General features: G+C 39.6%; 14 protein-coding genes. 8 read left to right on the top strand and 6 right to left on the bottom strand.

Annotated features, from left to right (window positions below):
- Positions 1-63 precede the first annotated feature (63 nt).
- Both tnpC and ACZ5Q0_RS12755 read left to right on the top strand, forming a co-directional pair.
- Positions 64-1665 carry an IS66 family transposase gene (gene tnpC / locus ACZ5Q0_RS12760; protein WP_446818710.1) on the top strand — a complete coding sequence of 534 codons (1602 nt, stop codon included), beginning with the start codon at positions 64-66 and terminating at the stop codon, positions 1663-1665.
- Positions 1665-1949 carry a hypothetical protein gene (locus ACZ5Q0_RS12755; protein ID WP_446818709.1) on the top strand — a complete coding sequence of 95 codons (285 nt, stop codon included), beginning with the start codon at positions 1665-1667 and terminating at the stop codon, positions 1947-1949. Before tnpC ends, ACZ5Q0_RS12755 begins: the two co-directional genes overlap by 1 nt.
- A 43-nt stretch (positions 1950-1992) precedes the next feature.
- Here ACZ5Q0_RS12755 and ACZ5Q0_RS12750 read toward each other — a convergent pair whose 3' ends face one another.
- Positions 1993-3687: an FAD-dependent oxidoreductase gene (locus ACZ5Q0_RS12750; RefSeq protein WP_446820288.1), complete on the bottom strand. Its 1695-nt coding sequence runs from the start codon at positions 3685-3687 to the stop codon at positions 1993-1995.
- 163 nt (positions 3688-3850) lie between these two features.
- On the opposite strand from ACZ5Q0_RS12750, the gene ACZ5Q0_RS12745 reads away from it, so the two are divergent.
- The 4 genes from ACZ5Q0_RS12745 (at position 3851) to ACZ5Q0_RS12730 (ending at position 6088) form a co-directional block, all read left to right on the top strand.
- Complete coding sequence (locus tag ACZ5Q0_RS12745) at positions 3851-4168, top strand: transposase (protein WP_447182485.1); 318 nt, start codon at positions 3851-3853, stop codon at positions 4166-4168.
- Between the two features lie 47 nt (positions 4169-4215).
- Positions 4216-5088, top strand: coding sequence for an IS3 family transposase (locus ACZ5Q0_RS12740; RefSeq protein WP_464827124.1), 873 nt, complete (start codon positions 4216-4218; stop codon positions 5086-5088).
- A 149-nt stretch (positions 5089-5237) separates the two neighbouring features.
- Complete coding sequence (gene ccsA, locus ACZ5Q0_RS12735; protein WP_447182582.1) at positions 5238-5855, top strand: cytochrome c biogenesis protein CcsA; 618 nt, start codon at positions 5238-5240, stop codon at positions 5853-5855.
- A gap of 53 nt (positions 5856-5908) precedes the next feature.
- On the top strand, positions 5909-6088 hold the full coding sequence (locus tag ACZ5Q0_RS12730) for a Sec-independent protein translocase subunit TatA/TatB (RefSeq protein WP_446820294.1): 180 nt from the start codon (positions 5909-5911) through the stop codon (positions 6086-6088).
- A gap of 8 nt (positions 6089-6096) precedes the next feature.
- On the opposite strand, the gene ACZ5Q0_RS12725 is transcribed toward ACZ5Q0_RS12730, so the two are convergent.
- The 3 genes from ACZ5Q0_RS12725 to ACZ5Q0_RS12715 all read right to left on the bottom strand — a co-directional run bounded on the left by ACZ5Q0_RS12725 (position 6097) and on the right by ACZ5Q0_RS12715 (position 10411).
- Entirely contained in the window at positions 6097-7362 is a 1266-nt protein-coding gene (locus ACZ5Q0_RS12725; protein ID WP_446820296.1) for an ATP-binding protein, read from the bottom strand.
- A 304-nt stretch (positions 7363-7666) separates the two neighbouring features.
- On the bottom strand, positions 7667-7960 hold the full coding sequence (locus ACZ5Q0_RS12720) for a hypothetical protein (RefSeq protein ID WP_464827164.1): 294 nt from the start codon (positions 7958-7960) through the stop codon (positions 7667-7669).
- Positions 7961-9460: 1500 nt separating this feature from the next.
- Positions 9461-10411, bottom strand: coding sequence for a LysR substrate-binding domain-containing protein (locus tag ACZ5Q0_RS12715; RefSeq protein WP_446820298.1), 951 nt, complete (start codon positions 10409-10411; stop codon positions 9461-9463).
- A gap of 195 nt (positions 10412-10606) precedes the next feature.
- On the opposite strand from ACZ5Q0_RS12715, the gene ACZ5Q0_RS12710 reads away from it, so the two are divergent.
- A complete protein-coding gene (locus ACZ5Q0_RS12710) occupies positions 10607-10909 on the top strand; it encodes a DUF503 domain-containing protein (protein WP_464827163.1) in 303 nt (100 codons plus the stop codon).
- A gap of 118 nt (positions 10910-11027) precedes the next feature.
- Positions 11028-12056, top strand: a complete 1029-nt coding sequence (locus ACZ5Q0_RS12705) for a M99 family carboxypeptidase catalytic domain-containing protein (protein ID WP_446820300.1) — start codon at positions 11028-11030, stop codon at positions 12054-12056.
- A 47-nt stretch (positions 12057-12103) separates the two neighbouring features.
- Here the strand turns inward: ACZ5Q0_RS12705 and ACZ5Q0_RS12700 are convergent, their stop codons facing one another.
- Both ACZ5Q0_RS12700 and ACZ5Q0_RS12695 read right to left on the bottom strand, forming a co-directional pair.
- Positions 12104-13768, bottom strand: coding sequence for a putative amidoligase domain-containing protein (locus tag ACZ5Q0_RS12700; RefSeq protein WP_446820301.1), 1665 nt, complete (start codon positions 13766-13768; stop codon positions 12104-12106).
- Positions 13765-15108, bottom strand: coding sequence for a YheC/YheD family endospore coat-associated protein (locus ACZ5Q0_RS12695; RefSeq protein ID WP_446820302.1), 1344 nt, complete (start codon positions 15106-15108; stop codon positions 13765-13767). The genes ACZ5Q0_RS12700 and ACZ5Q0_RS12695 overlap by 4 nt, the downstream gene beginning before the upstream one ends.
- Positions 15109-15175 lie beyond the last annotated feature (67 nt).

Here is a 15175-nt window from a genome sequence, read left to right as displayed (position 1 = left end):
TAAAAAGGGCTTAAAAGCCCATAAGATCTAGCTTTTTAGCAGTTTTTCTGGTATAATTTTCTTATGGAAACACAGGAAATTTCAGCAGAAAAACTGCTTGGTATAATTGAAGAAAAGGATCGTAAGATCGCTGAATTAGAGAAACAGTTAGAGTGGTTAATGTCACAAATTCGTCTAGCAAAGCATAAGCAATTTGGGACATCAAGCGAAAAAACTGATAGCTTGCAATTGTCTTTATTCAACGAAGCCGAATCACATGCGGATATGACCATACCGGAACCCAAAATTGCCGAAGTAAAAGCCCATTACCGCAAACGGACACGTCTAACAACTGACAAATTGCCGAAGGAATTACCTATTGAGATAATTGAACACCAGTTGTCGGCTGAAGATTGTATATGCCCGGAATGCGGCAGCGATATGCATTCAATGGGAAAAGAAACCCGCGAAGAACTAAAGATAATTCCTGCCAAAGCAATAATTACTCGTCATGTGCAGCATGTTTATGCCTGCCGGAATTGTGAAGAGACTTCCGATCATGTTCCTATCGTTAAGGCAGATATGCCAGAACCCGTCATAAAAGGTGGATTCGCCGCACCTGAAACAATTGCCCATATAGCAGTGCAGAAATTTATGATGGCATCGCCACTGTACCGACAGGAGCAGGAATGGAAACAAAATGGCATTCTGCTTTCCCGGCAGACTATGTCAAATTGGCTGATCAAAGCCAGTGAGGCCTGGCTAGAACCGATATATGAAGAGCTGAAGCGTAGATTATGTAAGCACGAAGTACTTCATGCAGATGAGACGACTATTCAGGTATTGAAAGAACCTGGGAAAGCGGCACAGTCAAAGAGTTACATGTGGCTGTACCGCACCAGTGGAGAGGCCAAACAGCAGATCGTACTTTATGACTATCAACCCGATAGAAAGCCTATACATCCGCAAACGTTTTTGAAAGATTTCAAAGGATATCTTCACGCGGACGGATATAGCGGGTATCACAAACTGCCCGAAAAAATTATAGTTGTTGGTTGCTGGAGCCACCTGCGACGAAAATTTTTTGATGCGCTGAAAACCCTGCCAAAGGACAAGCAAGCGGATTCCAATGCAGCAAGAGGAGTCAGCTATTGCGACAGACTGTTCTATTTCGAGAAACAGTTCGCTTTGTTGACCCCTGAAAATCGGCTTAAAGAGCGTGAAAGGCTGTCCAAGCCGCTGATAGATGAATTTTACAATTGGATTGAACACTTGAATGCCCTGCCCCAAACCCTTCTTGGCAAAGCAGCGTATTATGCGCAATCCCAGCGCAAATATCTTGAACGATATTTACTGGATGGGCGTCTGGAAATATCGAATAACCGGGCCGAACGTAGCATCAGGCCTTTTGTTATTGGGCGTAGGAACTGGCTTTTCAGCAACACGCCGAACGGTGCGAGAGCTAGCGCAGTATATTATAGTCTTGTTGTGACCGCCAGGGAAAACGGCCTGAATCCATTTGAATATTTGGCGTGGATTTTCACTAATGCCCCTAACCTTGGAAAACCTGGCTATGCCTCCACAATTGAAGATTTGCTTCCCGGTAGTGCAGCATTACCCCAGAAGGTAATTATACCGGAGCCCAAGGAAACAAAACCTGAAAAATATGCCTGGGAGGAAGATTAATGAAGGTTGGGAAACATACAGCGTTTATGATAGACTTTGTCTCTGATTTCGCTGACGGAAAGATATCGAGGGATCATTTTGAACTAGATTATTCAGGTTATGTTATTGAGCATTTTCCAATGATGGAAAGGGAGAATGTACTTTTAGCGCGGAAATTCGCCAGCACTATTGATGATACCGTCGAATATGCTCAAGCCAACGACATATCGGATGATGATTTCAGGATAGCAGTTAATAATGCTCTTTGTGATATACTTGGCGTGGATGAGCCCGACTTATTGTAATTCACGTCAGAATGTATTTGACGCTTACTTCTATTTAGTTAAACTAACCTAAGTTTAGAATGTTTTTGCCGGCCAGATAGCCAAAGGTGAAAGCCCGGCCATGACTATTACCTGGTAAGCTTACGCAATAATCATTAGCATAATAATTACCAGATGCGTTGCCAGCCGCATATAATCCTGGAATTACATTCTTCTCATTATCAAGCACTTGTAGTTTATCATTTATCTGTAATCCACCTAAGGTTACTAATAAAGACGTTCCCAAAGGAGCTGAGTAAAAGGGAGCTTTTTCAACAGTTGTTAAGCACTCCGAACGTTTACCAAAGTCTAAGTCCTGACCTAGTCTAGCCAGCTCGTTATAACGCTCTACTGTTTTCTTTAATGTATTGGCTGGCACTTTAATCTTTTTAGCCAATTCTTCAATAGTATCAGCTGCTCTGATGTAACCTTTTTCAATATATTTCTTTATATTATCTGGATTATGGAACTCGGTTCTCATGTCTTTACATGCTACTAGATTAAACTTTGGTGCCTCCTCAGGCCATTTAGCATCCCAAATCGCCCATCTGTAATGTTCCGGTTGTTGACGCTGAGCATTACAAAGGAAAGCATATGGTAAGTCTTCGTTACAATATCTTTCCCCCCGCACATTAACATTTAACCAGGATTGACGCATTAGAGCATCCGCAAGTATAGGTGCACCTACCACCGCAAAGTCAAAGTACATAGGAGCATGAGGTGCTTCATCCATGGCAGCCCCGATCCATAATCCCATTTTATGTCCGTCACCAGTATTAATCGGTCCGTGAACCATTTCATACATATTCATATGCATATGTTCGGTGGAAGGAATATAATATTTACGCATTTCCTCATCACTGCCATAATCACCAGTACAAAGGATAATTCCTTTACCGGCCATAAACTTAGTGTAGTTACCTTCTTCTCCTGCTATTACCCCGGTTACACGTCCCTTATCTTCCCGTATTAGCTGGGCTGCAGGGGTTTTAAAGCGGATATCTACCAACTTTTCAGCAGTAGTTTTCAAAGAATAAGCCAAAGCTGCTGTATAAGGACTTGTTCCTTTAGGAACTGATGCCATGGCTTTCTCATTAGCCTTAAGGCGGAAGCTGAGAGTTCCCAGTGTTTCAATAGTAGATCCGGTAATAGTGGTCTCATCAATAGGTATTGGTAAAGGTTCAATTCCTAAGGCTTCGGCTTTTTCCATTATCCAGTCAGCAACTTCTCCGCTATGGTTAGCCCATAAAGATACTATCTTTTGATCAGCTTTATAACCACCATAGCGCATGATTTCTTGTATAGCCCGCAGTTTATCAACCTTATTTCCAATCGATTTTTGCATTTTGGAGTCAATGGCACCCCAGTCATAGCCGCGGAACTTGACATCATCAGTTTTTTCCAGTAATACTACCTTGGCTCCTTCTTCAGCTGCGGAGATAGCGGCACATAAACCTGCCATACCAGCCCCGATTACTACCACATCAGCCTTAACTGTTTGTTTGATTTCACTATCCGCAATAGGTTTAGGTGGGTCAAAAAAGCTTGGTTTGCCGGCTTCTGGTGCAGCCCCATTTTCTGACTCGGACTGAGGACTTTCACCAGTTGAACCGCAACCGGCTAATATTCCAATAGAACTTGCAGCCACAGTACCTATAGCAGCTCCCTTAATAAAGCTTCTTCGTGAAATTCCATTAGTCAATTTTTCTTCATAACTCATAAATCCTTCCCCTTTCTACTAGATTAGCACCAGGAAGCCGTGATGTATGGTTCACATAACGTACTTAAAATACACTTATTTACGCTAGTGTAGCTCTTTAGCCCCCTAACCGACTTGGACAAAGTATCTTAATCTGGTACCTTTTAAAACAGGAGGGGGCAATATGCAACGTAAAAGGTACTCACAAGAATTTAAAGATCAGATTGTTAAAGAATCTCTGGAAGTTGGCAATGCCGCTATTGTGGCCCGGAAGAATGATTTATCTGCCAACATGGTCAGTCGTTGGGTTAGAGAACATAAGAATCACAATAGTATTGGAATAGGACCAATCCCTGTTAGAATCGGACCATATAATCAAAGCGCTAAAGCATTGGAATCTGAAAACGAGAAACTTAAAAAGTTGCTGGGCGAAAAAGACCTTGAAATAGCCATTCTTAAGGATCTTGTAAAAAAAACGAACCCACAATTCAAGATAAAGTAGATATATCCAGCAAATGGATATCAAGAGGATATCATAAAACCCTTGTATTGCGATTGGTCGGGCTTAGCCGCTCAACATACTATTACCATTTGAAGCATCCAGTTTCTGCACTTAATCACAGAGGCGGCCACCCGACAACTGCAAGTACCTGCACTAACGATGGCAGATTTGTAAGCAATGAACAGGTTAAAGAATGGCTTTGTGAACTCATCTTCGCTGAAGGAGAATACTATGGTTACCACAAATTAACCTGGGCGCTCAGACGGAAATACCAGCTTATCATCAATAAAAAGAAAGTATATCGTTTGTGTAAAGAACTGGATATATTGAAACCGCAGCGTAAACTTAAAGCAAAGCATCCCAGACGACTGGCACGGAACCATGAAATTACTTCTTCAAATCGTCTGTGGGAAATCGATCTCAAATACGGCTATATTACTGGAGAAAACCGTTTCTTTTATATTCTGCCTATCATAGACGTGTTTGATCGGGTTATTGTGGATTACCACATCGGCCTAAACTGTAATGCTCAGGATGCTGCACGTACTGTACAGGCAGCCATGTTTAAACGTCAGGTATATGGAACCGATGATTTAGTCATCCGAAGTGACAATGGGCCACAGTTTATCAGTCATCATTTTGATGAAAGCTGTATTAAATTCGGCGTTGAACATGAGCGTATTCCTTGTCGTACACCCAATAAAAATGCTCACATTGAATCTTTCAATGCCATCCTAGAAGGAGAATGTCTGAGCAAGCATGAATTCCAAAGTTATGCCGAAGCTTACGATACGGTAAGCCAATTCATAAAAGACTACAACGCAGTGCGGATTCATTCCAGTTTGAAATATCATACTCCAAATGAAGCGTACCACCTGTTACAGCAGAAATCCTTAAAAATCCAGTCTGTAAGGGTATAATAATGATCCTGGCAAAGCCAGTTTATATAAATTTTCAAATTCTAAGTATCAGCCAGACATTAAGAGTTTTTGTACAATATTAGGGGGTCAGTCCGTTAACCTTTATTGGTTTTTTATCTAATTTTATTCTTTGGATTAGCCGTACAGTAATGAGCGGTCGCCTTCCCCTTACTAATGGCTATGAATTCGTCCTTTCTTTCTCCTTGATTACCGTATTAATGTATCTAATAGGTGAATACAAGGCTAAAATAAAAAGGGCCGGTGGGATAGTAATGCTTATCAATACGCTACTATTCCTGTCTATAGTGTTATTAATGCCGGGCCAGATTAATACTGTAAGTCCGCTCATGCCTGCATTGAAAAGTCCTTGGCTTACTGTTCATGTAATTACTGCAATAATAGCTTACAGCAGTTTTGCATTAGCAGCCGGATTAGCCTTGTTACAGATAAGAAATTATACCCCTAAATTTGAAGTAGTTATCTATAAATTAGTTGCCTCAGGCTTTGCCGCCCTATCATTATCCATAGTCTTAGGTGCTATATGGGCAGAACAGGCCTGGGGGAGTTACTGGACCTGGGATCCTAAAGAAACCTGGGCTCTAGTAACCTGGATTATTTACGCTGTCTATTTACACCTTCGACAGGAAGGTTGGCGAGGGGAAAATGCTAATACTATGGTAGTAGCCGGATTTATCTTAGTCTTATTCACCTTTTTTGGAGTTAATTATCTATTATCAGGTTTGCATAGTTATGCCCTTTTGCTTTAAAAGGGTAGGACTGTACCATAGGTGGAAATAAATTAACCAAAGGAGGCAGAAACATGTTGGGAATAATCGGTAATGTGGGACCTTGGGAAATGGCATTTATTCTGATCATTGTTTTAATAGTTTTCGGGCCAGGTAAATTACCCAAAGTAGCCGAATCTATGGGTAAAGCCATTAATAACTTTAAAAGGGCTAAAGATAAAGAATTTGAAGAGCTAGAGAAAGAAGAAGGGTAGGAGGATGACTAAATGAAACATCCTCCTAGTGAGTCTACAAACTGGCGGGCCGTACGCCCGGAAGGTCCATGATGGGAACGTTCCCATTCTAAGGCTCTACGCCGCAATAATTCCGGATCGATATCCAGCTTTTTCTTACTAACCAGGTGTTCCACAATCTGCAGATAAGTCTGCTGACCAGGGGATGGAAAAGTAATAGTAAGGCCAAACCGGTCGGCCAGGGACAGTTTTTCCTGCATAGAATCACCAGTATGGATTTCATCTGCAGCTTGTCCGCGATCAGAAAAGTATTCCTTTACCAGGTGACGTCGGTTAGAAGTTGCATAAATTAACACATTGGCCGGCCGTGCTTCCAGGCTGCCTTCCAGTACTGCCTTTAAATCTTTGTATTCAGTTTCATAATCTTCAAATGATAAGTCATCAATAAATAATATAAATTTTAGGGAAGAGTGCCTTAACTGTCCCACAATATTAGATAATTGGTCTAAACTATCTCGTCCTACTTCTACAATCCTGAGCTTATGGTCATAGTATTTTGGTAAAAGTGCTTTAACCATGGTCGACTTACCGGTTCCTCGGCTTCCGTAAAGTAAAATATTGTTGGCAGTATGTCCAGCCAAAAATTGCTCAGTATTTTTACATACCTGCTGTTTTTGTGTATCATAACCAAGTAAGTCATCCATTGCCGGCATATCTGGCTGGTCAATTCCTACCAGCCCTTTTTCCTTATCCCAGCGAAAAGCCCGGTAAAGGGAAAATATCCCACAGGAGTTAACTGCGTAATAATCAGCCAATTGTTCAGCTAGAGCCGGCCAATCCCGTGAACTAGCCAGTACTTTTATAATAGCATTGCCGTTATCATTACCGGTTTTAAATACCGGGCCGGCCATATTAAGCAGAGGTGATGAAATTTCCATAGCCTTTGCCAGGTAATTAAATTCAAGTTTATACACTTTAAAAAGCATAGCCAGGTCATGTTTTACCGCCTTAATCAGGGCAGGATTAATATCTTCAAAATCTTTTATCTCCGTTGCCCGGCTAAAAGGATTCTCATCATGGAGAATTAGATAGAGCAGGTGCTCTTGAAATGATCTGTCGGTATGATAAAGCTTAAATACAAAATCATGATAATTATTTATAACGTCCAGAGATGGACCTTGCCCGGAAAAGCAATCCAAAGTCCTTACCAGGCTGTCTATAACTTCATCCTGTAAGATATTTCGATATATACATAACCTTGCCAACCCATTGCGTACTTCGTTAATCAAAGCCACCCACCTTCCTGCTATTAATAATGGAACCTTTTTTAGCACTATATCAGTAAATCTATATGCACATAACAATTCAGAGGGGTAATGCCCGAAATGCACTTTTTTTTAGTAATATATTAGTAATTCTCTGTGCCGGGTATGACAAATACATACAATGCAAATGAGCCTATATAGGGAATACCCAATATAGAAATCGCTATAGATATTCTGTCAAATTGGGAGTAAAGAAAAAGCAATCTTAATCCGGCTTTTAAGTGCATCATAATCAAGCAACGACTAAGCTGCTAGGTTAAATTCTATTGACTCCTTATAACAATTCCTCCGGGTTTATTTCCAGTATCTCAACTACTGGAGAGGTATCATCATATTCCGTTAAACCCAGGCAGGATAAACAGGGAATGGTTACCCGATACCATTTGTTCTGCTTCTCGTATAATTTGGTATCTGCTCCTTCAAACGGCCCATAATAAACAGCCCCATCTAAAAAACGGTGTGCTTCCGGAATGGTCATCATCATTGCATTAGGATCATTACTATAGAGATTATTAGCACATGTTTCCACGTCTGTTTTACCTCTTTCCATCCATTTCATTAGTTTCATTAAGGATCAATATTAGAAATAACCGGCATAAAACACTGAACCAATCTGCCAACAATGTAATTTTATCATCATTTCGGGAAATGGTCTAAGGTGAAGAAAGGGGGATAGATCTGATTATATTTCCAAAATGGCATTTGCATCATGCTTATCCATACTGTACTGCGCAAAGTGTTAAAAATGCGCAGCAATTAAAGGAGTAAGTTATACTAAACATTAGTAGAGAAAGGTGTAACAAATAATATTAATATTTAATAGGGGGTATTATTATGATCGGTCTTGGTTATCTAAGTATCGTTTTAGGTTATATTAAAGCTATATTAGAAGTTATTCTGTATATTTCGGTTATTTTTGTATCATTTAAGGCAATACAAGCCTTGAATATTTATATTAATAAGAATACGAACTCAAGATAAATATTGCACATTCTTCTTATTTAGCACACAAAAATTGGGCGAATTTACTTTGGCCTTGCTGCACAGTTCAATAAGAAGGTGCAACAATGAATACTACCTGATGTAAAATCTAAATTGAGGACCGGGGGACTGACATCTACCAACTTTCCATATCCACCTAATGTAAGCTTGAGAAATTATATATTTTAAAGCTGGTCAGGGGAACCAGGTCAGGGATTAAGAAATGTTTCACAAAGTGTAGGAACAGATTAAGCTAAAATAACCGAAACCCTGGCAAAGGCCATTAGACGCTCCAGCAAGCGTTGATAAATTTTTCATAAGCGAATCATATTAAGCTGTTCCTAAATCCTACCGCATTTACAGGTATACTCGACACATTAGACTTTGAATTGTCATTTTGGTATAGATCACCGCACGAACACGAAATGAAATAATTCATAATTGATTTTTCATTTTTCATCACCGACGAGTTCTCAGCAACCAGATCCGATTTCTGAACCATCTTTGAACTTTTCGTTTTTTTCATTACTAATTACTAATAGGGAATTAAGTAAAAATATTAAGAGCTCATTTTGTTGATCCTTAGTTTAGCCTGGAGTAAATTCATTCTAGTTTACATAATGTTCATTATAGGAAGTTGGAGAAGGATTTAAAAACCCGGAAAGTACGGGTTTTTTTCTTACTGCTTATTTATTAGGGTTTACGAGTGTATTTACATAATTATTATATACGATTATTGTACGCGCCAGACCTGGCTTAAAATCTGGGCTATTTAAAATTAAAGTTTGGTAGGAGTCTAGTTGGTATGTATATTAATATATTAGTACACCTTCTATCTATCGAGCTATCAAGCTATCAAGGTAGCCCGTCCCATAATTCATGTTATTAATAATAAGTAAAAAAAAACCCGCTATAACCAGCGGGTAGAAAAAGATTAGAATTGGATTGTTACTATTAATTATAAAGCATTAGGCGCTGGCAATAAAATTGAGTATATTATTCACTAATATAACAAATATTTATGTGCTTAAAATCACATTCACAAACTTGCCAATAGACTATTTTTTTTGAATAAAGTTAAGAAGTTTTAAATAAAACGCATTTTTTGGTTCATAACATATTCAGACTCGGCTTTCCAAAGTACATCAGGGTCAAGCAAAGAGTTGAAAAATTTTTCTTTTAAACCGGTAAGCGATTCATGGGCTCTGGTGACTACCTGCATATCCCAGCATAACTTAAAGTTTTTAATATCCACTCTTAATAAATGCCCTTCCGCTAATTCCCTTTGTACTACTGGCAGCGGTACCATAGCTACTCCTTTATTTCTCATGACTGCTTCCTTGATAGCTCCAAAATTGCTCATTTCGGTAACAATATTAAATTCCGAAAAGGACATTCCCCGGGTGCCTTTCAAGTGCGAATCGAAGAATTGTCTAATACCGGAATCTTCTTCCCGGGAGATAAAAGGTTCTTCCATTAATTCCTGCAGGGTAATGCTATCAATATCTAACCATTTACCCCGTGGTGGCACTATTACCACTACCTCGTTAGTCGTAAGATTCTTAGCATTAATGTCCTTATCATTGGAGAAATCACCATCAACCACACCTATATCAATTACCCTATCCTTTATGTCGGAGATGATATCCTGACTGTGGCCGATGTCTAATCTAATGTAGACATTGCTATGCATTTCCTTAAAGGTAATAATAGTAGATGGTAAGAAATAATTTCCGGCTGTGTAACTTGCACCCACATTAATAAATTCTTTGTTTGAACCGGAAATATTTCCTATTTCGCGCTCCATTTCTGCATATAAAGCCAGTATCTTATCGCCGTACTCATAGAATTTTTTCCCGGCTTCCGTGAGTTTGACGCCAGTGTTGCCACGAATAAAAAGGGCAACGTTATATTTCTGTTCGAGTTGTTTAATTTGGGAGCTAATAGCAGGCTGCGTAAAATTCAATATTTTGGCTGCCTTAGTGAAACTCTTAGCTTGGGCGATAGTTCTCAACACATCAAACTGTTCAATATTCATTACTACATACCCCCTAGCCTGTTTATTTTTATTTATCTAAACGGATCATTAAAATTATTTATGACTACCTATAATAATAACAAACTTTGAAGTCCTATAAAAGTTTTTTTCGCCAAAATATATCTAATTTCTTTCTTTTTTTAAATATATTTTACTCAACTATTATCTGTACATTATTAGCAAATATTTTACCAGGTGGTGTTAATCATGTTTATTGTTTATGGTTCAGTGGAAATTTATTTACCTTACTCCTCGTCTTTAAAGGATAAAAGGCAGGTGTTACAAAGCATCATCAGTCGGATAAGAAAAAGGTACAATATTTCCATTAGTGAGGTTGACCATCATGATCTCTGGCAGCGTTCAAGACTTGGCTTCTCTGCAGTTGGTAAAAGTTCTTCCGAGGTGGACCGGATGGTTCTAGCTATAAAAGATACTCTGTACAACCATGAGGATGAAATAGAGGTGACGGGACTCGATTACGATTATATTTCCTGCTAACCTATTAATTACCATTATTTACTAGGTAATTTCTGCAGGAATATGTTAAAAAATGTTGAAATATGTTGGTACTTACTTTTTTGTTAAAAAGAATTCGTAATGGAAAGGAGTGATATTTTTGCAAAAAGTAAGTACCTCTGTAGTCCGGTATATTGCCATTTTATTGATGGGAACACTAATTTTATCGGCATCCTTATTCTTACCGCAGAATGCCCAGGCTTTTAGTGGTTCTTATTCTCAACCAGTTGGAATTCATGTAATTGATTCCCTGCAACCAGGCCATGATTATGGTAAACCACCAACATCGCCAGCCATAATGGTTACGGTGAATGGCGAACCTTTTACACTTAATACATATGCTTTGGCAGGTAGTAACCTTCCCCGTAAACCCCTTCCGGTAGAGAAGGAGAAAAGTTCTGCAACTGCCCCAACCCCGATCAAAGATAAATCCGTACAAAAAGAATCGGGGAGCAAGGCTAGCAAGGAAACAGTTACTTTGGCCAAAGGAACCAAGTATGCTACTGATTTACATATTATAAAAAGCGGTAAACCCGGCCCGGTGGTCATGATAGTAGGCGGAGTTCATGGTAGCGAAAAAGCTGGCTATAATGCGGCGCGTAAGCTGGTTGATTATAAAATTAGCCGGGGAACCCTATTAGTCTTGCCCGAAGCTAATAAAAGAGCTATATCGATTAATAGGCGTTTAGTACAAGGTGAAGGTGACTTGAATCGGAGTTTCCCGAAAACTGCTAAAGAATCACCTAAAAATACGCTGGCCCGGGCTATTTACCAGGTAGTAAAAGATTATAAGGTTGACTGGTTAATGGATATGCACGAAGGCTATGATTATTATAAAAATCAATCAACCAGTTCAGTTGGACAAACTCTTATTTACTATCCGGCTAATTCTGCCCGTTCTGCGGTAGATACGATTGTTAAAGGGTTAAACAAGAATATTAGTAGTTCCTATAAAAAGTTTTCTCTTTTACGCTATCCAGTAAAGGGCAGCCTGGCTAGAAGTGTTGGTCAGTTTTTAGGGGTACGTAGCTTTATATTTGAAACTAGTATGAAGCCGTCCCTGTCAACCCGGGTTGATTATCAATTAAAGGCTGCCAGATACCTGCTTAACGAGTTAAATATGCTTTAATGTTGAGTCACTATTAATAGTTGAATAGGCTATAAATCTATTTTTATTTACCGGACAATATGAGATCTACGGACTTGACCGGAGGTTATTATCCTACCTGATACTGCAGGGGTATTAGGTCGTGACCTCCGGTTTCTCATATTTATTGAAGTAGTGGCTGGGATAATTGCCTGGGGCGGAACTGTACCTGATGCCCTTACCCGGGTACCTCTGGTACCAGTCCGCATCCTTGAACCACTACTACTAGACGACGAACGACGGGATCTGGTCTGAACCGCGCTATCAGATGAAGAAATGCTTTGTACAGCCCGGGGACCGGAAGAAGTTGTTCTCATTTTACCGGAGTAATTTTTCTTAGGGACAGCTTTAATGTTCCAGGTTTTACGAAAGTCAATACGTTCATCCCAGGTTTCATTATTTAGTATCATGTCGTAAATAACCTCTAAGTCTTCAACGTAATCGTTAAACATGGCAGTGGTTTTAAGGTTAGACCAGAGTGAAAAAAAAATGGTCCGAAAGTATTCCTGATCACCACTATAAAAAGCCCTCTGGGCATCTACTGTATTCAGGTAGTTATGAAGAAGTTCTAGATAATGGCTGCCTACGATTTTAGCAAGGCAGAGCACAGCCGTGGTAATTTTTTCTGAAACCAGCCAACTGCCTGGTGTACGGTATTCAAACCCTCCATAGTCTTTAAAACGATAATCACCTAAAAAACCATACTTTCTGCGGCGTTTCAAAGCAGTAGTAGGATTTTCGATTAAAAATACCGGAATACCTATATAATTATCTAAGGCACGTAATAATCCCCCGCTTAATTTGATGTTGCTAAAGTGAATGTGCCCACCTATAGAATATCCATTGATCGGTTGACTCCCCGCAATCCATTTTACGTTCCGGTAAGGAGCCATACGGGAAGCGCTATTCAGTGCCTGCCTTATATTAGCACTTAATTCTACCGGTGATAATTCGGGCCGGGGACGGATTTCAGCTACCGGTCTTTGTGACCGGTTCGGCATGCGGATATTATCACATCCCACTACTCCGTCCCGGGGAAAAAATTGTGATGCTGATACTATTTTATTGTTTTTAGAGTTTAGCATCATGAATTCAGGATCTGCCCCTAATTTAACCTCTGCCTTTTTTAATTCATGGTCGAGGGCATACCATTTCCGAATGTATTTTAAAAGCGAAGCCGTATCTTTATCTCTAATTTCAGGTCCGGGATTTATTTTATCTACTTTATACCTTCGTTTACCATTAAGAACTATAGTAACCATACCGATATCCAAACCTAATAAATAGACGACTCGTTTAGCCAGATCAGCTACTTTACTATTTTCTCTTTCTTTAATAAATCGAGTTTGCGGTTTAGATTTTCCATGAACTTTAACTTTCATGGAAACTAATGTCATATCGCAAACCAGCACGCTATAAGTACGATTAATTGTTTCCTCTTCCCCTACCCCAAAGTTAATTTTATTTTCGGATAAAATTCCCCGGGCATTATCCTCGGTAAAGGCATTACGAATGCTGCGAGGGGTATTAATAATACGGCTGAGCGGGCTAAAATTATCACCAACATCAATTTGATAGTAATCAATTCCTTGCATGCTTGTTTGCCGATAGGTTACTTCATCCCATTCTTCCTCTATGGCATTTAGTATTTTAGCACCTGTATCATTTACCGGGTAGAATATCGTCAAGTTCATACCATTACCTTCCTCTTATTTTCCCGGGCTGCGAATATAAAATAATTGACTAAATAGCGGGTGTGTCTCTGGCGAATATCGTTTTCATCAAAACTGGCCGGTTTAGAGTTAACTTCTAGAACCCAAAGCCTACCATTCCTATCTATACCTATATCCATAGATAAAATCGCCAGATTTAGGTTAAGTCCCTGTTCCAGAACTTGTGGCACCATATTACAGATGACAGTTAGCTGTTCGCGGATCTGCTTTTGCAGACCAGGAGAAAAAACCCGGGTAATAACATCATCAAAAGTAGCCGCCCTACCTCCATTAGGGATATGGGTTACAAACTTGTTTTTTCCGGCAATTCTTACCCCGGTTCCGGTAATTATCCAGTGACCAAAACCGTCTTTTTGTACTTGGGTTCTTAGATCAAAAACCCTTTCCTGATACCGGGCCAGATCGATGCCTTGTTGGATTATATAAGTTTTTGCTGAAACTCGCATATTGGATATTTGTTTATAAAGTTCTGAAAATGAGTTTAGTTTAATCCAGCGGGATGGCTTCCATTCCGCCCTAGCTGTGGCAAATCCTCCCCCAGCCGTATGCACTACTTTAATGATTCCCTGTCCTCTACTGCTGTGTCTGGGTTTCAAAAACACCTCGGGATAGACGCGTAAAAAATTTTGCAGGCTGGTACGGTTATAAACGGTGGTGGCTGGAATAAATTTATCGGTTAAGGGATTACTAGCCAGAACATCATGAACTTCCCATTTGTTTAGAAATCGGCTGTTGAATAAATGTATTTCATGGTCGGAATGAATACGTTTTAATAACTGTTTTATAGCAGGCGATTTTTCTATAGAACGATAAAGTATACGATTATAAATGACATCAGGAATCGGATAATAACCACTAATCCATCTTCCTTTGTGGTCAAGACTATAGCCTTTTATGTGCTTCCGGACCGGTGAAAAATTTTTTGCGTAGAAAAAATAAACGAATACACCCTGATAGCTGGCCTGCTTTATTATTTCTTTAAAGATCCGTGCTTTTTTCCCGGTGGGAAGAGGGTTGCTTGGCTTACCATGGGTACATATACCAACTACTGGGCCAATAAATATGTCATTTTTGTGGATTAAATAAATATGATAACTGCCTTCTGGTAAATGAAGAGCCCGGGCTACAGATTCCTTTAGCTTGACACGGTCGTGATAAGGTGACTCATCCAGGGGATCACTGATAACCCGTGCGCTAACTACATTTTTCCCGGCATGAATACGCACCTGGTCATCGATTAACCGGGATATTTGGCTGGAATCCATTACCACTATCGGTTTTTTGCTATGATTTGTCTGCATTACGAGTCTCCTTTGCACATTCTTTATTGTCATAATATGTGCAGATAAATGACTACGTGCAGACTAC

It is taken from the genome of Syntrophomonas erecta subsp. sporosyntropha (genome assembly GCF_055395365.1).
The sequence above is the reverse complement of the archived record's forward strand: the minus strand, read 5'-3'. Positions and strand labels throughout refer to the sequence as shown.